This is a genomic window from Actinospineispora acaciae DSM 45401 (genome assembly GCF_000620785.1).
GTDB classification, from domain to species: domain Bacteria; phylum Actinomycetota; class Actinomycetes; order Mycobacteriales; family Pseudonocardiaceae; genus Pseudonocardia; species Pseudonocardia acaciae.
On the sequence record NZ_JIAI01000002.1, the window covers coordinates 1,186,323 to 1,204,939 of the forward strand.

Here is an 18,617-nt window from a genome sequence, read left to right on the forward strand (position 1 = left end):
AGGTACGGATGGATCTCGGACTGGCCGGGCGCAACTACCTGGTGACCGGCGCCAGCTCCGGCGTCGGCCTGGCCACCACGGCCATGCTGCTGGCCGAGGGCGCGCGGGTGGCCGCCTGCGCCCGCGACCTGGACCGGCTGCGGACGCGGGTGTCGGCGCTGCCCGGGGCTTCAGAGCGGGCCGTGACGGTGGCCGCGGACGTGCGGGACGCGGGCCAGGTGGAGCGGTTCGTGGCCGAGGCGGTGGCCGGGTTCGGCGGCCTGGACGGGGTGGTGAACAACGCCGGCCGCTCGCTGCTGGCCCGCTGGTCGGACACGGACGATCAGCAGTGGCACGACGAGCTGGAGCTGAAGCTGTTCGGCGTGCTGCGCCCGGTGCGGGCGGCGCTGCCGTGGCTGCGCAAGTCGGACGCCGCCGCGGTGGTGAACGTCAACGCGATCCTGGCCCGCCAGCCCGAGGCGCGGCTGGCCGCCACCTCGGCGGCCAGGGCCGCGCTGCTCAACCTGAGCGCCACCCTCGCGGCCGAGCTGGCCGGCGACGGCATCCGGGTCAACTCGGTGTGCCTCGGCCTGATCGACACCGGCCAGTGGCGGCGGCGCCACGACGAGCTGGCGCCGGATCGGGACTACCCGGAGTGGGCGGCGGAGCTGGCCGCCGACCGGGGCGTGGCGATGGGACGGCTGGGGCGCGCCGAGGAGGTGGCGTACCCGATCGTGGCGCTGCTCTCGCCGCGCGCCTCGTACGTCACGGGCGCGACCGTCGATGTCGGCGGCGGAGTGGGGAGGTACGTATGAACGGCGGTGACCTGCTCGTCCATGTGATGAGGGAGCACGGCGTCGACACGGCGTTCGGCGTGGTCAGCATCCACAACCTGCCGCTGGTCGGCGCTGTCGACCGGGAGCTGCGGTTCGTCCCGGTCCGCCACGAGGCGGCCGCCGTGAACGCCGCCGACGGCTACGCCAGGGTCGGTGGCGGGCTCGGCGTGGCGATCACCAGCACCGGCACCGGGGCGGGCAACGCGGCCGGGTCGCTGGTGGAGGCGCAGGCGGCGGGCAGCAGGGTGCTGCACGTGACCGGCCAGATCGACTCGGCGTTCGTCGGCGCCGGCCGGGGCGTGATCCACGAGGCCAGGGACCAGCTCGGCATGCTCGCCTCGGTGTCCAAGCACGCCGCCTCGGTCGGCTCGGTGGCGGGCGCGGGCGGGGTGTTGCGGGCGGCGGCCGCCCGCGCGCTGAGCCTGCCGTACGGGCCGGCGAGCGTGGAGTGGCCGATCGACCTGCAGTACGCGGAGCAGACGTTGGATGAGGGCTTGGAGGCCATGGAGTCGGACCGCTCTGTCCCCGCGGACCCGGCCTCGGTCGCGGCGGCGGTGGAGTTGATCTCCAGTGCGCGGCGGCCGTTGATCTGGGCCGGCGGCGGCGCCGTGGCGGCCGGCGAGTGGGTGCGGGCGCTGGCGGAGTGGGCCGGCGCGGGCGTGCTGACCAGCAACTCCGGCCGGGGCGGCGTCCCGGAGGACCATCCGCTGGTGATCGGCAACTTCGCCGCCAACCCGGCCGCCGCCGACCTGATCGCGGCCGCCGACCTGTTGGTCGCGATCGGCACCCACTTCCGGTCCACCGAGACGCGGCACTACGGCCTGCGGCTGCCCGAGCGGCAGGTGCAGATCGACATCGACCCCGCCGCCCTGGGCCGGGTGTATCCGGCCACCGTCGGCGTCGTCGGCGAGGCGTCTGAGGTGATGCGGGCGGTGCTAGGTTCGCTTCCCGGCCCGGCGACCGATTCTGACTGGCGGGAACGGGTCTCGGCGGCCCGCGCGGGTGTGCGGGCCAGGCTCGGCGCCGACATCGGCCCATACCTGCCGATCTGCCGGGCCATCCGCGAGCTGCTGCCCGCGGAGTCGCCGATCGTGCGGGACGTGACCATCCCGTCCAGCATGTGGGGCAACCGGCTGCTGGAGATCTACCGGCCGGAGACCAACGTGTTCGCCGTCGGCGGCGGCATCGGGCAGGGGCTCGCGATGGGCATCGGCGCGGCCACCGCCCGGCCGGGTGTCCCGACGCTGGTGATGGCCGGCGACGGCGGGCTGACCGTGCACCTGGGTGAGCTGGCCACGCTCGCCCAGGAGCGGCCCTGGCTGACCGTGCTGGTGTTCAACGACGGCGGCTACGGCGTGCTGCGCAACATGCAGGACGCGCACGTCGGCCGGCGCGCCGGGGTGGACCTGCACACCCCCGACTTCGGCGGGCTCGCCGCCGCGCTCGGCCTGCCGCACCAGTTGGTCCGCGCGCCGGAGCGGTTCGCCGACGCCCTGGACAAGGCGCTGGCCGAGCGCGGGCCATCCATCCTGGAGGTCGACGTGACCGCCCTCGGCCCGCTGCCGGCACCGTTCGTGCCGCCGGTGAACGTCCCGAGATGACGCACGGACCGGCCAACCGCCGGCGCCGGATCCTGCGCACCGCCGCGCCGCTGTTCGTGGTGGAGCCCGCCGGGCCGGTCCGGGGCGGCGCGATCGTGCTGCACGACGCGGCCGGCCTCACCGAGGACGTCGAGGCGTACTGCCGTGACCTGGCGCTGGACGGCCGGCTCGCGGTGGCGCCGTTCCACTACTACGAGACCGGCGGCCGGGAGTACCCGGACCCGGCCGCCGCACCCGAACTGACCACCGAGTCGCTGCACGAGGACGCCACCGCCGCGCTCGACTACCTGGTCGGGCGGCGCGGGCTGGGCGCGGACCAGATCTCCGCGCACGGCTTCGGCACCGGCGTCCACCTGGCCCGCTGGACGGCCGCGCACCACCCGATCGCGGCCGCCGTGTCGGTCACCCCCGAACCCACCACCACACCTGGCCGGTCGCCGGCCGAGGAGCGATCATGACAGCAGCACCGTCGCCGCCGTCGCCGCCGTCGAGAGGCGCGACCGCCACCATCGCCGCCCGCCTGGAGCGGCTGCCCGCCACGAGCTGGCAGCGCAACCTGCGGCTGCTGTTGGGCACCGTGACCTTCTTCGAGGGCTTCGACCAGCTGCTGGTCGCCTACACCCTGCCGTTGATCAAGACCGAGTGGTCGCTGACCGGGGCGCAGCTCACCCTCGGCGTGACGGCCGGCTCGGTGGGCATGCTGCTGGGCGCGCTGGCCTGCGGCGGGCTGGCCGACCGGATCGGGCGGACCAGGGTCGTCGTGGTGGCCATGCTGCTGACCGCGCTGGCCAGCCTGGCGCTGGTGGCCTGCCCCAACTTCGAGCTGTTCACGGTGCTGCGGTTCGTGCAGGGGCTGGGCATCGGCGGTGAGGTGCCGGTGGCCGCCGCGCTGATCAGCGAGCTGTCCAGGGCACGAGGCAGGGGACGGTTCGTGCTGCTCTACGAGCTGGCGTTCCCGGCGGGGCTCACCGCGGCGGCCGTCATCGCCTCGGTGGTGGTGCCGGCATTCGGGTGGCGCGCGCTGTACCTCATCGGCGCGGTCCCGGCGGTGCTGGCGTTCCCGGTCATCAGGTTCGTGCCCGAGTCGCCGCGCTGGCTGGCCTCGCGCGGGCTGACCGAGCGCGCCGAGACCGCGATGGCCGGCATCGAGCGGGCGGTGTCGCGGGCGTGCGGCGGCCCGCTGCCCGACGCCGAGGTGTCGCCGGCCGCCGCCCAGGCCCAGAAGACCGAGCCGCCCGGGCGGGTCGCCGAGCTGGTCGGGCGGCGCTACCTGCGGCGCACCGCGGTGGTCTCGGTGCTGTGGTTCGGCGGCTACTTCGTCAACTACGGGCTCACCGCGTGGCTGCCCACCCTGTACACCTCGCTCTACCACGTGCCGATCGGCACCGCGCTGAACTACACGCTGCTGACCAGCCTGGTCGGCTTCCTCGGCTGCGTGGTGGTGGCGCTGGTGGTGGACCGGATCGGGCGGCGCACCAGCCTGGTGCTCGGCCTCGGCGTCGGCGGGCTGCTGCTGCTCGTGCTGGCCGCGCTGGGCGCCACCGGCGGCGGGTCGGTCGCGCTGTGGAGCACGCTGTCCGCCGGGTTCGTGTTCGCCGCGAACATCTGCCTGTACCTGTACACCTCGGAGCTGTACCCGACCCGGATCCGGGCGCTCGGGTCGAGCCTGGGCGGCGCGTGGAACCGGCTCGGCGTGATCCTCGGCCCGGTCGTGGTGGGCGCGCTGGTCTCGGCCGGGGCGGCGCCGGCGGTGGTGTTCGCGGTGCTCGGCGCGGTCGGGATCGTCTCCGGCGCGATCGCGCTGGCCGGTGAGGAGACCGCTGGGCGCCGGTTGGAAGAGATCTCGGCGTGACGGCGCGCTGGCTCGGCGTCGTCACCCTGCTCGTCGTCGTCGCCATCTCGTACCTGGACCGGATGAACGTCTCGGTGCTGATCACCGATCCGGCGTTCACCGGCCACTTCGGCATCACCGGCGACCGGGCCGCGCAGGGTGCGCTGATGACCCTGTTCCTGGTCGGCTACGGGGTGTCCGCGCTGCTCGTCACGCCGTGGTACGAGGCGGCGCTGGGGGTGCGCCGGGGCCTGCTGGTCAGCCTCGCGATGTGGGCGCTGTTCACCGTGCTCTCGCCGTTCGCGCTGGGCGCGGTGATGCTGCTCGCGCTGCGGGCGCTGCTGGGCGCGGGCGAGGGGCCGCTGTTCTCGCTCAAGACCATGTACGTCAGGGAGCACTTCGCCGAGGGCGAGCTGGGCAAGCCGAACGCGGTGACCTCGATGGGCGTGTCGCTGGGCACCGCCGTCGGGCTGCCGGTCGTCACGTTCGCGCTGTACCTGTTCGGCTGGCACGGCTCGTTCCTGCTGCTCGCGGCGCTGAACGTGCTGGTCGGGGTGCCGCTGGTGATGCTGTTCGTCCGTACCACCGCCCGCCGGAGCCAGCGGCGCCCGGCGCGCGACCGGTTCGTGGCCGCGCTGCGCACGCCCCGGCTGGGCTGGATCCTGCTGGTCGAGGTCGCCACCCTGGGCTACCTGTGGGGGAGCAGCTCGTGGCTGCCGTCCTACCTGCTGCAGGAGCGGCACTTCTCGCTGGCCCAGATGGGGGTGCTGTCCGCGCTGCCGTTCCTGGTCAGTTTGGGCTCGGGCTTCCTCGGCGGCTACGTGATCGACAGGCTGGCGCCGGCCCGGGTGCCGGCGGTGCTGGTGGTCGGGGCGGTGGGCACGGCGGCCTGTGTCACGGCGGTGGTGCTGGCCGACTCCCGGTGGCTGGCCGCGGCCGGGCTGATCCTGGCGAACGGGTTCTGGGGGCTGCAGGGCCCGGCGATCCCGACGCTGGTGCAGCAGTACGCGCGGCCGGAGGCGGTCGGCAGTACGTACGGAGTGATCAACGGCGTGGGCAACCTGGTGGCCGCCGCGCTGCCCACGCTGATGGGCGTGGTGATCGCGGCCGGCGGCGCGCACGGCTTCGCCGCCGGGTACACGCTGCTCGCGGCCACCCAGGCGGTCACATTGGTCGGCGCCTGCGCGCTGCTCCGGTCGTCACCGGTCAGTAGCTACGGCCAACCACCGCCATGACGTCATCGGCCGCCGTGTCGTCCGGGATCCGGCCGTCGGCGGTCTGCAGGCAGCGGACGGTGATCGCGGCGGTGGCGAGGGATCGCTCGCCGTCCAGGCCCAGGATGCGCCACGGGATTCGGGCGAACCCGGACTGCGCGGCCTCGCGGGCCTCCTCGATGGACTCGGTGTGCACGGTCCTGCCGGCGAGTTGGTTCTCCGCCGAGGCCAGCATGTCGTCCTGCATCGTCTCGAGCAGCTTCGGAACGGTGTCGGCGGCGGCGTCGGTGGGAATGCGCTCACCGGTGTCGCGTCGGGCGATGGTGACGGTGCCGGACTCGACGTCTCGCGGGCCGATCTCCATGCGCAGCGGCACGCCCTTGAGCTCCCAGTCGGTGACCCGGCGGCCGAAGCCCCTGCCCACGGCGTCGTCCAGGCGCGCCCGCACGCCGGCGCGGTCCAAATGGTCGAGCTGGTCGCGGGCGGCGGCGAGGACGGCGGGGTCGTCCTTCACGGCGATCACGACGACCTGGATCGGGGCCAGCCTCGGCGGGACGCGCAGGCCGTTGTCGTCGCCGTGGCCCATGATCAGGCCGCCGACGATCCGGGTGCTGCTGCCCCACGACGTGGTCCAGCACGGCTGGTGCCGTCCCTCGGCGTCGCTGAAGGTCATGTCGAACGCCTTCGCGAAGTTCTGGCCCAGCTCGTGGCTGGTCGCGATCTGCAGGGCCTTGCCGTCACCCATCATGGCCTCGCAGGTCAGCGTGTTGATCGCGCCCGCGAAGCGTTCACGGGCGGTCTTGACGCCGACCAGGACCGGCAGCGCCAGCACCGAGCGGAGGAAGTCGAGGTAGACGTCCAGGTGGATGCGGCGCGCGTAGGCGGCGGCGTCCTGTTGGGTGGCGTGCGCGGTGTGGCCCTCCTGCCAGAGGAACTCGCTGGTGCGCAGGAACAGCCGGGGCCGCATCTCCCAGCGCACCACGTTGGACCACTGGTTGAGCAGCAGCGGGAGGTCACGGTGGCTCTGGACCCATTTGGCCATCAGCTCACCGAAGATCGTCTCGCTGGTCGGGCGGACCACGATCGGCTCGGTCAGCTCCTTGCCGCCCGCGTGCGTGACCACCGCCAGCTCCGGGCTGAACCCCTCGACGTGCTCGGCCTCGCGCTTGAGGTGGTCCTCCGGGATGAACAGCGGCAGGTAGACGTTCTCGGCGCCGGCCCGCTTGATCCGCGTGTCGATCTCGGACTGGATGCGCTCCCACAGCGAGTAGCCGTACGGTCGGATCACCATGGTGCCGCGCACGGGGCCGTTGTCCGCGAGCTGCGCCTTGTCCAGGACTTCCTGGTACCAACGGGGGAAGTCGTCTCCCCTCGGGGTGAGCACTCGGCGTGGGGTTGCCATGGCGCGCGATCGTACTGACGGGCGCTCCCGACCGCGTCCGGGTTTCGCCTACAGGGTGATCACGAAGGACACCCGGGGCTGGTCCGGGCCGTCGTAGTCGCTGTGCACCGGGACGCCGTCCACGTCGTGGTCGCCAGGTTCGAGCGAGAAGCCCATGGCCCGGTGGAATGCGATCGAGCCGGTGTTGGCGGGTGAGGTGATCGCGCGGACCGTCGAGCGGCCGGACCGGCGGGCGGCGTCGAAGAATTCCGTGTACAGCCGGCGGGCCACGCCCTGGCCGCGCAGCGCCGGGTCGACGCCGACGAAGTGGATGTACGCCTCGTCCGGGTGGTCGGCGGAGTGGAACCCGACCAGGAAACCACGGATGCCGGCGTCGTCCTCCACCACCAGGCTGGTCGCCGCGAAGTGCTGCAGGAACAGCTTGGGCAGCAGCAGGGACAGCTCGCGGGCCTGTTCCGGCGTGCGCGAGTCACCCCACCACCGCTGGACGTTGGAGACGATGGCCGCGTGGTCACTGGTTCGGGCTTGGCGCATCCGTCCATGCTGCAACACGGCGCGGGAGGCCGGACTCCTGGCGTACGTACGAGCTGATCTCGGCGTGGGTGGCGAACCAGACGCCGGAGCGGGCGGCCATGTGGTCGAGCAGCTCGGCGAGCACGGCCATCCGCGAGCGGTGGCCGATCACGTGCGGGTGCATGGTGAGCTGGAACAGGCCGCCCTCGGCGTACGCGGCGTCGAACTCGTCGCGCCAGATGGCGAGCACCTGGCGCGGCGAGGTGTACGGGCGCAGCGCGGTGTAGCGGTCCATCGGGAAGTAGACGGCGTCGTCGCGGACCCACTCGACGGGGATCTCCACCAGGCCGGTGGGGCGGCCGTCGGCGAGGATCTCGTACGGCTCGTCGTCGGCCATCAGCGAGGAGTCGTAGTCCAGGCCGAGCTCCAGCGAGATCGGCAGGGTGTGGTCGGAGAAGTCCCAGGACGGCGTGCGGATGCCGACCGGCCGTACCCCACCCAGGCGCTCCAGGGTGTCCACGGCCCGCAGCGCGAGGTCGCGCTCCTGCTCAGGGGACAGCAGCATGTTGCGCTCGTGGATCCAGCCGTGCATGCCGATCTCGTGCCCGCCGTCCAGGCAGGTCCTGATCTCCTCGGGATGCAGCAGCGCGGACACCGCCGGGATGAAGAACGTCGCGGGCACGCCGTAGCGGGCGAGCAGTCGCAGGATGCGCGGGGTGCCCACGCGCGCGCCGTACTCACCCTGGGAGAGCTTCCCGGGGCGGACCTCGCCGTCGCGCAGCGGGATCGTCTCGTGGTCGTTGTCGAACGACAGCGCGACGGCCGCCCGCGCCCCGCCCGGCCAGGACTTCGGCGCCAGGCTCCGTCCCGCGCGCACCCGCTCCACGTGCCCGCGCCAGGTCGCCTCGTCCCACTGCCACGGTTCCTGCTCCTGTGAGGTCACCGCAGCTCAGCGTCCTTCGTCTCGGGCATCCGGGCGTACACCGCCGCCGAGGCCAGGCACACCACGATGGCGTAGCCGATCAGCCAGCCCAGCCAGCCGTTCTTGACCAGCCAGGTGGTCAGGTAGGGGGTGAGCCCGCCGAAGATCGCCACCGAGATGCCGTACGGCAGCCCGATGCCGACGGTGCGCACCGCCGGCGGGAACTGCTCGGCCATCACCGCGGCCAGGCAGCCCGAGTAGCCGGCCAGCAGCAGCGCGCCGATCACCGAGACCAGCAGGATCGACCAGAAGCCGGAGCCCACCGAGAGCAGCAGCGGACCCACCGCGACCGCCGAGCCGAGCGCGAACGCCAACAGCATCGGCTTGCGACCCCACCGGTCCGCGAGCATCCCGGAGAACGGCAGCGCGACGATGAACACCACCAGCGTGATCGTGTTCGCCAACTGGGCCTCGCCCTTCGGCGCCTTGTGCACCAGCGAGGCGAACGAGGGCATGTACACCAGCCACAGGTAGTACGTGACCGAACCGGCCGCCACGATCCCGGCCACCCGCATCGCCTGCACCGGGTAGCGCCGCACCACCTCCAGCAGCGGGGCGCGCAGCGTGGCCCGCTCGGCGGCCAGCGCGCGGAACGACTCCGTCTCGCCGACCCGGGTCCGCATGTACAGCCCGACCATGCCGAGCACCCCGCCGACCAGGAACGGGATTCGCCATCCCCACGACTCCAGCGCCGGCTTGTCCAGCACGCCGATCAGCAGGGTGGCCAGCGCCGAGGCCAGCAGCCCGCCCAGCGCCACCGACACCTGCTGCCAGCTGCCGACCGCGCCCCGGCGCCCGCCCGCGTTCTCCACCATGAACGCCGACGACGAGCCGAACTCACCGCCCGCGGAGAACCCCTGCAGCACCCGGGCGAGCACCAGCAGCACCGGCGCGGCCAGGCCGATCGCGGTGTACGTCGGCAGCACCCCGATGACCAGGCTGGACCCGGCCATCAACAGGATGGTCAGGGCCATGCCGGCCTTGCGGCCGCGCCGGTCGGAGTAGCTGCCCAGCACCGCGCCGCCCAGCGGGCGGAAGAAGAAGCCGAGCGCGAACACCAGGAACACCGACAGCAGCGCGGCCGTGTCGTCGTCGCTGGGGAAGAACTGGTGGGCGAAGAACGGGGCGAAGAACCCGTAGACGCCCCAGTCGAACCACTCCACCAGGTTGCCGACGGTGCCGGCCAGGATCGCGCGCCGGGTGGTCGCCGCGGCCGTCGCACCTGTCACAGCGCCGGAGTCGAGTGAAGACATGGCTACTCCATCCGTTCCGCGTCGGGGGGCATCGCGGCCAGCATCTGGGCGAGCACCCGGTCCAGGTGCTCCTGCATGATCACGGCGGCCAGCGTCTCGTCGCGGGCCGCGATCGCCTCGATCAGCCGGTCGTGGTCGTCCATCGAGGCGTGGGTGTGCGCGGGCGCGACGGTGTCCCTGCTGCGCAGCAGGACGACCTGTTGCTGGGCCAGGCGGACCTGCTCGGCGATCAGTGGGCTGGCCGCGGACTCCAGCAGCGCCTGGTGGAAGGCCAGGTCCAGCCGGTAGGGGAAGCGGCGGCCGGCCTCGAAGCTCTGCCGGGAGGCGGCGTTGACGTCGCGCATCCTGGCCAGGTCGGCGTCGGTGCGGCGGGTGGCGGCCATCCGGGCGGCCGCGCACTCCAGCGCCGAGCGCAGCTCGAACAGCGCGCGCACCTCGGCCCGGTCGGCGTGGCGCACGTAGGTGCCCCGATGCGCCGAGTAGACCAGCAGGCCCTCGCTGGTGAGCTGCCGGATCGCCTCCCGGACCGGGCCCCGGCTGATGCCCAGCCCGCGCGCGAACTCGACCTCGTTGACCCGCTCGCCGGGCGCGATCTCCCCGGTCAGGACCAGCTCGCGTAGCGTGTCCACGGCCTGGACGCCCAGGCTCTGGCGCTGCAACGACTCGAGTGGCACGCGACTCTCCGACCAGGGATAGTGTCAGACTGTTGACAGTTGGCTGTCGACAGCAGCAGTGTTCGCCGGCCGGCTGGCCGTTGTCAACCCCGAGCGGGAATGTCGAGGGAGCGGGATGCACGAACTGGTGGCCGAGGTGTGGCGCAGCGAGTTCCTGGAGTCGGTGCACCACGGGTCGGTGGTGGCGCTGGACGGCGCCGGCGGCGTGGCGTTCGCGGTCGGGCAGCCGGACGCGGCGATGTTCCCGCGTTCGTCGAACAAGCCGCTGCAGGCAACGGCGATGGTGCGCGCCGGCCTGGACCTGGACGGCGAGCTGCTGGCGCTGGCGTGCGCGAGCCACTCGGGCGAGCCGTTCCACATCGACGGGGTGCGGCGGATCCTGGCCGGCGCCGGCCGCACCGAGGAGGACCTGCGGTGCACCGAGGGCCTCCCGATCGGCGAGCGGGCGCTGCACGGGTACCTGGCACGCGGCGGGGCGGCGACCCCGCTGTACATGAACTGCTCGGGCAAGCACGCCGCGATGATCGCCACCTGCGTGCGCAACGGCTGGCCCGTCGAGACCTACCTGCGCCCGGAGCACCCGCTGCAGCGCGCGATCCGCGACACCGTGGAGGACCTCGCCGCCGAGCGGGTCGCCGCGGTGGGCGTGGACGGCTGCGGCGCGCCGCTGTTCGCGCTGACCCTGACCGGCCTGGCGCGCGCGTTCGGACGGCTGGCGGCCTCGGCGGGGGACGGCGCCGAGGGGCGGGTGGCGTCCGCGATGCGCGCGCACCCGGAGTGGGTCGGCGGCACCGGTCGCGACGTGACGTCGCTGATGCGCGCGGTCCCCGGCGCTGTCGCGAAGGACGGCGCCGAGGGCGTCTACGCGGTCGGGCTGCCGTCCGGGGCGGCGGTCGCCCTCAAGATCGCGGACGGCTCCGGGCGGGCCCGGCCGGTGGTCGCGGCGGCCGCGCTGGCCCGCCTGGGGGTACCGGCCGAGTCGCTCGGCGAGCTGGCCACCGCGCCCGTGCTCGGGCACGGCGAACCGGTGGGCGCCGTCCGCGCCACGATCTAGATCTTGGACCCGCCGCTCGACGGCGGAGCACCGGCCCGCGTCCCGGTCGGCGGGGTGATACCGGACGGGGACATGCGGATACCGCACCCGACCAGGAGCAGCAGGCAGATGGTGCCCAGGATCGGGTGGTCAGCCTTGATGGCGGTGATACACAGCACCGCCCACACCGCAACTGCCACGCGACCAGCATAAATCGGACCCCCGACAAGTTCTGGTGATTTAACGACGTCGGCAACCGCAACCAGGGCGACGACAACCAGGATCGGACGGAGTTTCCGCTGGTCATGACCCGTGAGTGGTTAGGGGTGCCATAGCACCGCTAACCACTCACGGCATCTGACCAGCGGAAACGTCGGTCGGGGGCGTTGCTAGCCCTCGCCCGGTGGGACGGTGGCGCCGTTCGGTTCGGGCTCGGCGTTGTCGGTGGGGTCCGGGGCGGGCTCGGGTGCCCGATCGGACGCCTGCCCAGGGGTCGGCTCGGTGCTGGGCTCCTGGGACGGCGTGGGCGCCGGCGTCGCGGCGGCGCTGGGTGGCGGCCGCACGGGCGTGGGGCGGGCGGCGCAGTCGGCTCGGCTGATGACCCGGGCGGGGGTGGTGGCGGTCTCGCCCCTGGAGTTGGTGGCCACGATCCGCCAGGAGATGTTGGCGCCGGTGCCGGACCCGAGCCGGCCGGTGTAGGTGTCGCCGTTCACCTGCATGACCTGGGACTGCTGGCCCGGGCCGACCAGCAGCACCCGCAGCGGCGGTGACTCGTCGCGCACCGTCGCGCTGATCTGGGCCACGGTCGGGCAGCCGAACCCGCCGATCCGGTTGCTGCTCGCGCGGGCGTTCGTGATCGCCGGCGGGCGCTGCTCCCTGGCCGCCACCGAGACCACGCCCTGGCCCTGGCCGTCGGCGGAGCTGACTGTCAACTGGGAGCGCGCATCGCCCACCCGCAGCGCCGCGCGGTTGATGGTCACGGTGACCTGCTGTTGTTGGCCGCCGCCCAGGGTGCCGGCCTTCGGGGCGGCGGTCAGCCAGGGGTCGGCCGAGGTGGAGCGCCAGGCCAGCTGCTCCGGCCCGTTGTTGGACAGCGTGACGGTGGCCGTGGATCCGGTGGCGCCCAGGTCGAGCACCGTGGTGGACAGCGCGAGCTCGGAGGACGGCCCGAAGGTGGCCGCGACGATCGGCTTGCGTTCCAGGTCGCGCTGGACGAACAACGCCGTGCCCGTGACCACCAACATCACCGCCAGCGCGGTGGCCGTCCACGCGGCGGGAGTCCGAGGCCGGGGCACCCCCTGGTGGGCGGTGAACAGGGCGGTCTCGGTGAGCACCCGTAACCGCAGCTCCGGCGGCGGGAAGGCCACCGGCGCCGGTTCGGTGGCGCCGACGGGCTCGTCCTCGTCCGGCCAGCCGTCCTCGGTGGTCACCGGCTCCGAGGGCGCGGCCAGCACCTCGTGCAACGCGTGGCCGAGCCTGGCCGGCAGCCGCTTCTCCCGCCGCCGGACCCGCCGGGCGGACACGCCCAGGATGAACCCGATCTCCGACGGCTCCAGCCGATGCCGGAACCGCAGCACCAACAGCGCCCGATCCCGCTCGCCGAGGGTGGGGACCGGCGCCGGCGGGATCCCGGAACGCCGCGTGCGGCCGCCGGACTGGCGGTAGGCGCGCCGGTAGATCCAGCGGCGAAGCTCCGCCGGGTTGCCGAGGCGGTTCAGGTCGGCGATGGCCCGCTGGAACGTCCGGTAGGTGGCCTCGGCGGCGAGCCGCTGGTCGCGCAGCAGCGTCAGGTGCAGGTCGTAGATCCGGGCGGCGAACCGGTCGTAGAGCATGGCGAAGCCGGCGCGCTCGCCGGCCAGTGCCCGCAGCACCAACCCACCGTCGCTGTCGACGCTGACCAGCGTGCTACTGCCTGTGGCCATCCGGGTCGGCGGCCCCCCTCCGCTGTCGTCCGATTTCCTCCACGTCCCAGCGTCGCGGCAAACCGGCCGTTCGCAAGCGGCTGCCCGGCGGCACGTTCACCCGCCGTGCGGGGGATGCCCCTGCCCCCGGCTGCCGGTGTCGCGGGACGTTCACATCCGACTCTCACCTGACGCACAGGCCACGTCATCGTTCCGGGCGCAACGTGGTCGGGTAGGTGTTCGACAGGGGGTGACCTGGTGCTGGCTTCGGTGCGGACGAGGGTGGTCGCGGTGGCGGCCATGGTGGCGGCGGTCGGGCTGGTCGGCTGCTCCCGGCAGGCCCAACCGGAGTCACGACCGGAGCCGGGCGCGCAACCGGCCGGGTCGAAGCAGCTGACCATCTGGCTGACCGGCTACTCCTGGCAGGACAACACGCCGCCGGGGTCGTCGAAGGTCGGCGAGCCGGTGCTGCACCAGCAGGCGGCCGGGCAGGGCACGTTCGCCGACCCGATCACGGTGGCGGTACCCGGCCACAAGGGCGACATGGAGTGGAAGCCGGGCACGAAGTTCTACCTGCCGACCGTGCGGCGCTACGTGATCGTCGAGGACTCCGGCGCGGCCAAGGCGCCCTCCGGCACCGACACCCACCTGGACATGTGGATCGAAGGCCGGGACGGCACCAAGGCGGCCACCGACGACTGCGAGAACAGCTTCACCGGCAAGGTCGCGGCCGAGGCGAACCCGCCGGACAACCTGCCGGTGATGGCCGGCCCGATCTACGCCAACCAGAAGTGCAACATCCCCGCCCAGCCGGAGGACAGGGGCAGCTACCGCGACCCCGGTGACGACAGCGACGACGACGGAGACCACTGACCCGTGTGGTGGGCCTCCAGGCGCCAGGACCCGGGCTCCTCGGTGTGCAGCCGCCAGTAGTGCTCGGCGATGTCGTCCGGGTCGAAGGCGGTCCCGGGCGCGATCGGGCCGTGCACGGTGACCGAGCCGACGTGCACACCGTCCGGCCGGTACCGCGTGTCCAGCGCGGAGGCGAGCGCGCGGACCCCCGCCTTGCCGAGCGAGAGGCTCAGGTAGTCCGGCTTCGGCTCCGGCATCCCGCCGGTGATCAGGAAGGTGCCGGACCCGCGCTCGGCCATCGCCGGCAGCAGCCGGGCCGCCGTGCTCACCGCGCCGACCACGTTGACCGCCCAGGCGTCCAGGTGCCCGTGCGCGGACAGCTCGCCCGGGGCGTCGGCCTGGATGATCGCGGCGTTGTAGACCACCACGTCGGGGACGCCGAAGCGGTCCACGGCGGTGTCCAGCGCGGCGTGCAGGGCCGGCTCGTCGGTGGCGTCCGCGGTCAGCGAAAGGACCGGCACGCCGGCGGCCGCCTCGACGGTCCGCCGGCCTCGGGCGATCACCGCCAGCGAGAAGCCCTCCCGGGCGAATCGCCGGGCCACGGCCGTGCCCAGCCCCGGTCCGATGCCGACAATGACCGCCGCTTTCGCCATGGCGCCACGGTAAACGCTGACACCGACGTCAAGGTCAAGTCCGGGTCCAGCCCTGTGACGGCGTGACCGGGCGGTCCGGGCTCGGCTCGGTGACCGGGCGGTCCTGGTAGGCGGTGGAGAGCACGATGTGGGTGCGCATCTCGCCGAGCAGGCCCAGCCGCTCCACGAACCCCTCCAGGTGGGCCAGCGAGGTGGCCCTGGCCTTGAGCATCGTGCAGTACTCGCCGCTGAGCTTGTGCACCTCGACGATCTCCGGGTAGTCCTCGGCCCGGGTGGTGCGCAGCAGGCACTTGTTGAGCATGCAGCGCAGCTGGATGTAGACCAGCACGGGCTGGCCGGCGCGGGCGGCGTCCACCCGCGCCGCGTAGCCGGTGATGATGCCGGCCTGCTCCAGCCGGCGCACTCGCTCGGCCACCGAGGGCGCGGAGAGGTGCACGCGGCGGGCCAGTTCGTTGAACGAGAGCCGGCCGTCGGCCTGCAGCTCCGCCAGCAGCCGCCAGTCGGTCTGGTCGGGTTCGAATGCTCGTAATGTCATCGCCCGCGAATCCCTCGCATTCGTAATGCGCCGTCCCGCACAGACGGTGTCGTTGCACCTTCGCAGATGGCTGGCGGCTTCGTAACGTTTTCGGCATGACCAGCACCGAGGCCGCCCCGACAGTCCAGGCACCGCCGGAGGGAGCCGCCCGCCGGCGGTCGCGGGCGACCAGGGTGCTGCAGGCGACCAGCGTGCTGAGCGGGTTCGCGCAGTCGCTGTCCTCCTCGGCGTCGGCGCTGCTGGCCGCGCAGGTCGGCGGGTCGGACCAGGTGGCCGGGTGGCCGCAGACCGCGGTGGTGGCCGGGGCGGCCGGCGCGTCGGTGCTGCTGTCCCGGCTGGCCGGCCGGCGGGGGCGCCGGGCCGCGCTGAGCACCGGCGCGCTGGTGGCGATCGCCGGGTGCACGGCCGTCGCGCTCGGCGCGGTGCTCGGGCGGCTGTCGGTGATCCTGCTCGGGAGCCTGTTGCTGGGCGCCGGCAACGCCACGGTCATGCTGTCCCGCTACGCCGCCGCCGACCTCGCGCCGCAACGGGCGCGCGCGATGGCCTCGGTGCTGACCGCGACCACCATCGGCGCGGCGGCCGGGCCGAACCTGCTGGCCTGGTCCAGCGGCGCGGCGGCCGGGGTGGGGCTTCCGGCGCTGAGCGGGCCGTACCTGTTCGCGGCGGTCGGCTTCGCGGCCGCCGTCGGCACGCTGCTGCTCGGGCTGCCCGACGCGCTGTTGCCGGCCCGGGCTGCGGCCTCGGCGTCTCGCCCGGTGCCGGCCGGGTTCGGCGGGCGGTCGGCCGTCGGGCTGGTGGTGCTCGCGATCGCGAACCTGGTGATGGTCGGGGTGATGACGATGGCCCCGGTGCACATGCGGCACGCCGGCAGCGGGCTGTCGATCGTCGGGCTGGTCATCGGGCTGCACATCGCCGGGATGTTCGCCCCGTCCCCGGTGAGCGGATGGCTGACCGGACGGGTCGGCCCGACCGTGGCGTCGGCCGGTGCCGGGGCGGTGCTGACGGCCTCCTCGGTGCTGGCCGCGGTCGGCGCGCATTCGGCGTGGCTGCTGGCGGTGGCGATGACGCTGCTCGGCGTGGGCTGGAACCTGGCGCTGATCGCCGGCTCCACGCTGCTCACCGAGGGCCTCGCGCCGGCGCGGCGGCCGCGCCGGGAGGGGTGGGGCGAGGTAGGCATGGGCGGTGCCGCCGCGGCGGCCGGGATCCTCGCCGGCCCGCTGATGGGCGCCGGTGGCTACCCGCTGCTCGCCCTGGTCGGAGCGGGGGCGGCGGCCTGCGTGATACCGATCGCGTTATTTCGCCGCTGAGCGTGGACACCGACTGCTACTGTCTCGGTACGGAGATAGTAGATCTGGGTGGAGGCGAGGCAGGCCGATGGCGACGAGCGCGGTGCGCCAGGCACGCTGGCAGCGGTTCTGGGATCGGCACGCACGCGATTACGACCGGCAGATGGGGTTCCTCGACCGCCGGCTGTTCCGCGACACCCGGGAGTGGATCTGTGCGCAGGCCGGCGGCCGCACGCTCGAGGTGGCCGTCGGCACCGGGCTGAACCTGGTGCACTACCCCCGCGACGTGAACCTGACCGGCATCGAGTTCAGCCCGGCCATGCTGGCCCTCGCTCGCCGGCGCTCCGCCGCGCTGGACCGTCCGGTGATGCTGCGCATCGGCAACGCCGAGTCGCTGGCCTTCCCCGACGAGTCGTTCGACACCGTGGTCTGCACGTTCTCGCTGTGCGCCATCCCCGACCACCGGCGGGCGGTCACCGAGATGGCGCGCGTGCTGCGCCCCGGCGGGCTGCTGCTGTTGGCCGACCACGTGGCCAGCACCCGGTGGGCGGTGCGCGCGATGCAGTGGGCGCTGGAGCTGGTCACCGTGCCGTGGGGCGGCGAGCACTTCCGGCGCCGCCCGCTGGAGCTGGTCACGGCCGCCGGGATGGGCGTGGAGAAGCACGACAGGTTCGCCGCCGGCGTCGTGGAGCGGCTGGCCGCCCGCAAGCCGCTGTCCTGAGCTGCCCGACGTGGCGTCAGAGCAGGGCCGTGAGGCAGACCGAGGTGCCCACCAGCAGCAGCGCCGCCACCCCGAGCGGGCCCAGCAGCAGCGTGCCCAGCGTCATCCCGCGCGACATCCGGCTGCGCGCCGGGCTGGGCGGCTCGAGCAGCCGTTCCACCCGGTCCGCGACGCAGGAGCCGGCGGCGCCGAGCACCGGGGAGGGCGCGGGCGTCGTCGCCGGGTAGGCGGCGAGCGCGAGCAGGGCGCCGATCACGGTGTGCGCCCCGTGCCGGCGGGCGGCGCTGTCGTCCGCGCACAGCTCGGTGAGCCGGGCGACCTGGGTGGCGCCCTCGGTGAACAGCCGGCCCTGGGGGAGGACCTTGGCCAGCGCGCCGGTGACGGCCAGCAGCAGGTGGTGCCGGCCGGACAGGTGCGCGCGCTCGTGGGCGAGCACGGCGGCCAGCTGCTCCTCGTCCAGGGCGGCCAGCGCGCCCCGGGTGATCACGATGGTGTGCGGGCGACCCGGCAGGCAGTACACCCCGCGCTGCTCGGCGTCCACCACCAGCGAGCCGCCGGGGCCGCGCGGGACCGCCCCGGCGCTGAGCCAGGCGGCCTCGGCGTGCCGGCGGGTGTCCACCCGGGCCCGGTGCAGCGCCATGGCCAGCCGGCCGGTCGCGAGGGCCAGCCAGCCGCTGACCGCCAGCAGCCCGGCGGCGAGCCCGAGCTGGGCCCATCCCGTCGGCTTCTCGGCCAGGGTCGTGCCCACCGCGGCGACCGGGTTGGTGAACAGCTTGTCGACGTGGTGCCGGAACTCGTTGCCCAGCAGCGCCACCGTCAGCGCCCAGGAGGCCAGCACGCTGCCGATCGCCGCCAGCCAGGCGGCCAGCTCCAGCCGGGGCGCCGCCCCCACCCGGGTCACCCGGCGCAGCAGCGCGGGCCCCAGCGCGAGCACGACCACGCTGTAGGCCAGCAGGATGGCCGCAAGGATCATCGACTCGCCTCCTGGCCGTGCCGGGCGAGGACCTCCTGCAGGCGGGTCCGGTCCTCGCTGCTCATCTCGCCGACGAAGTGGGTGAGCACCGCCTCGGAGTCGGCGTCCGTGCTCATCGCCTGGCGCATCAGGCCGGCCGTGTGCTCGGCGCGGCTGAGCACCGTCCGGTAGCGGTGCGCCTTGCCTTCTCGAGCCCGGGTGAGGTGGCCCTTGCGGTACAGGTTGTCCATGGTGGACAGCACGGTGGTGTAGGCGATCACGCGATCGAGCTGCATGCGTTCCAGCACCTCGCGCACGGTGGCCGCGCCTCCCAGCGCCCAGAGTTGGTCCATGACCACGCCCTCCAGCTCGCCGAACCCGTGCACGCCGCCTCCCGAG

At 73.7% G+C, this 18,617-nt stretch carries 20 protein-coding genes; 9 read left to right on the plus strand and 11 right to left on the minus strand.

What is annotated here, in order from left to right; translation table 11 throughout:
- Nucleotides 1-8 precede the first annotated feature (8 nt).
- The 5 genes from N912_RS0115355 to N912_RS52100 are packed head-to-tail and all read left to right on the plus strand — an operon-like array spanning nt 9 to nt 5,482.
- A complete protein-coding gene (locus tag N912_RS0115355) occupies nt 9-794 on the plus strand; it encodes an SDR family oxidoreductase (protein ID WP_028923128.1) in 786 nt (261 codons plus the stop codon).
- Nucleotides 791-2,416 carry a thiamine pyrophosphate-binding protein gene (locus tag N912_RS0115360; RefSeq protein ID WP_028923129.1) on the plus strand — a complete coding sequence of 542 codons (1,626 nt, stop codon included), beginning with the start codon at nt 791-793 and terminating at the stop codon, nt 2,414-2,416. The genes N912_RS0115355 and N912_RS0115360 overlap by 4 nt, the downstream gene beginning before the upstream one ends.
- Entirely contained in the window at nt 2,413-2,874 is a 462-nt protein-coding gene (locus N912_RS52095; RefSeq protein WP_051580203.1) for a dienelactone hydrolase family protein, read from the plus strand. Before N912_RS0115360 ends, N912_RS52095 begins: the two co-directional genes overlap by 4 nt.
- The gene (locus N912_RS0115370) at nt 2,871-4,268 is read left to right on the plus strand and encodes an MFS transporter (protein ID WP_037064432.1); all 1,398 of its coding nucleotides are present in this window, start codon (nt 2,871-2,873) and stop codon (nt 4,266-4,268) included. The genes N912_RS52095 and N912_RS0115370 overlap by 4 nt, the downstream gene beginning before the upstream one ends.
- Nucleotides 4,265-5,482 (plus strand): MFS transporter, encoded by a 1,218-nt coding sequence (locus N912_RS52100; RefSeq protein WP_037064436.1) that lies wholly within the window; start codon nt 4,265-4,267, stop codon nt 5,480-5,482. Before N912_RS0115370 ends, N912_RS52100 begins: the two co-directional genes overlap by 4 nt.
- On the opposite strand, the gene proS is transcribed toward N912_RS52100, so the two are convergent.
- Genes proS through N912_RS0115400 form a run of 5 tightly spaced genes read right to left on the minus strand, consistent with a single transcriptional unit; the run spans nt 5,454 to nt 10,285 of the window.
- Nucleotides 5,454-6,863: a proline--tRNA ligase gene (proS, locus tag N912_RS0115380; RefSeq protein ID WP_037064437.1), complete on the minus strand. Its 1,410-nt coding sequence runs from the start codon at nt 6,861-6,863 to the stop codon at nt 5,454-5,456. The two genes, N912_RS52100 and proS, sit on opposite strands and share 29 nt — an antisense overlap.
- Nucleotides 6,864-6,911: 48 nt before the next feature.
- Nucleotides 6,912-7,397 (minus strand): GNAT family N-acetyltransferase, encoded by a 486-nt coding sequence (locus N912_RS0115385; protein WP_037064438.1) that lies wholly within the window; start codon nt 7,395-7,397, stop codon nt 6,912-6,914.
- The gene (locus N912_RS52105; RefSeq protein ID WP_051580204.1) at nt 7,375-8,319 is read right to left on the minus strand and encodes a polysaccharide deacetylase family protein; all 945 of its coding nucleotides are present in this window, start codon (nt 8,317-8,319) and stop codon (nt 7,375-7,377) included. The genes N912_RS0115385 and N912_RS52105 overlap by 23 nt, the downstream gene beginning before the upstream one ends.
- Nucleotides 8,316-9,611, minus strand: coding sequence for an MFS transporter (locus N912_RS0115395; RefSeq protein WP_037064440.1), 1,296 nt, complete (start codon nt 9,609-9,611; stop codon nt 8,316-8,318). The genes N912_RS52105 and N912_RS0115395 overlap by 4 nt, the downstream gene beginning before the upstream one ends.
- A gap of 2 nt (nt 9,612-9,613) precedes the next feature.
- A complete protein-coding gene (locus tag N912_RS0115400) occupies nt 9,614-10,285 on the minus strand; it encodes a GntR family transcriptional regulator (RefSeq protein WP_051580205.1) in 672 nt (223 codons plus the stop codon).
- A 115-nt stretch (nt 10,286-10,400) separates the two neighbouring features.
- On the opposite strand from N912_RS0115400, the gene N912_RS0115405 reads away from it, so the two are divergent.
- A complete protein-coding gene (locus N912_RS0115405) occupies nt 10,401-11,339 on the plus strand; it encodes an asparaginase (RefSeq protein ID WP_028923135.1) in 939 nt (312 codons plus the stop codon).
- On the opposite strand, the gene N912_RS63540 is transcribed toward N912_RS0115405, so the two are convergent.
- Nucleotides 11,336-11,518, minus strand: coding sequence for a hypothetical protein (locus tag N912_RS63540; protein ID WP_156993587.1), 183 nt, complete (start codon nt 11,516-11,518; stop codon nt 11,336-11,338). The two genes, N912_RS0115405 and N912_RS63540, sit on opposite strands and share 4 nt — an antisense overlap.
- 189 nt (nt 11,519-11,707) lie before the next feature.
- Nucleotides 11,708-13,240 carry a BACON domain-containing protein gene (locus N912_RS0115415; protein WP_028923136.1) on the minus strand — a complete coding sequence of 511 codons (1,533 nt, stop codon included), beginning with the start codon at nt 13,238-13,240 and terminating at the stop codon, nt 11,708-11,710.
- 237 nt (nt 13,241-13,477) lie between these two features.
- Here N912_RS0115415 and N912_RS60350 point away from each other — a divergent pair, with 237 nt between their 5' ends.
- Complete coding sequence (locus tag N912_RS60350) at nt 13,478-14,092, plus strand: hypothetical protein (RefSeq protein ID WP_051580206.1); 615 nt, start codon at nt 13,478-13,480, stop codon at nt 14,090-14,092.
- On the opposite strand, the gene N912_RS0115425 is transcribed toward N912_RS60350, so the two are convergent.
- Nucleotides 14,047-14,724, minus strand: a complete 678-nt coding sequence (locus tag N912_RS0115425) for an SDR family NAD(P)-dependent oxidoreductase (protein ID WP_028923137.1) — start codon at nt 14,722-14,724, stop codon at nt 14,047-14,049. The two genes, N912_RS60350 and N912_RS0115425, sit on opposite strands and share 46 nt — an antisense overlap.
- A 34-nt stretch (nt 14,725-14,758) precedes the next feature.
- Entirely contained in the window at nt 14,759-15,259 is a 501-nt protein-coding gene (locus N912_RS0115430; protein ID WP_028923138.1) for an Lrp/AsnC family transcriptional regulator, read from the minus strand.
- A gap of 95 nt (nt 15,260-15,354) precedes the next feature.
- On the opposite strand from N912_RS0115430, the gene N912_RS0115435 reads away from it, so the two are divergent.
- Together N912_RS0115435 and N912_RS0115440 are read left to right on the plus strand one after the other, a co-directional pair.
- Nucleotides 15,355-16,566: an MFS transporter gene (locus tag N912_RS0115435; protein ID WP_028923139.1), complete on the plus strand. Its 1,212-nt coding sequence runs from the start codon at nt 15,355-15,357 to the stop codon at nt 16,564-16,566.
- 67 nt (nt 16,567-16,633) lie between these two features.
- A complete protein-coding gene (locus tag N912_RS0115440) occupies nt 16,634-17,266 on the plus strand; it encodes a class I SAM-dependent methyltransferase (protein WP_028923140.1) in 633 nt (210 codons plus the stop codon).
- Nucleotides 17,267-17,282: 16 nt separating this feature from the next.
- On the opposite strand, the gene N912_RS0115445 is transcribed toward N912_RS0115440, so the two are convergent.
- Together N912_RS0115445 and N912_RS0115450 are read right to left on the minus strand one after the other, a co-directional pair.
- Entirely contained in the window at nt 17,283-18,239 is a 957-nt protein-coding gene (locus N912_RS0115445) for a M56 family metallopeptidase (protein ID WP_028923141.1), read from the minus strand.
- A complete protein-coding gene (locus N912_RS0115450) occupies nt 18,236-18,604 on the minus strand; it encodes a BlaI/MecI/CopY family transcriptional regulator (RefSeq protein ID WP_028923142.1) in 369 nt (122 codons plus the stop codon). The genes N912_RS0115445 and N912_RS0115450 overlap by 4 nt, the downstream gene beginning before the upstream one ends.
- Nucleotides 18,605-18,617: the final 13 nt, after the last annotated feature.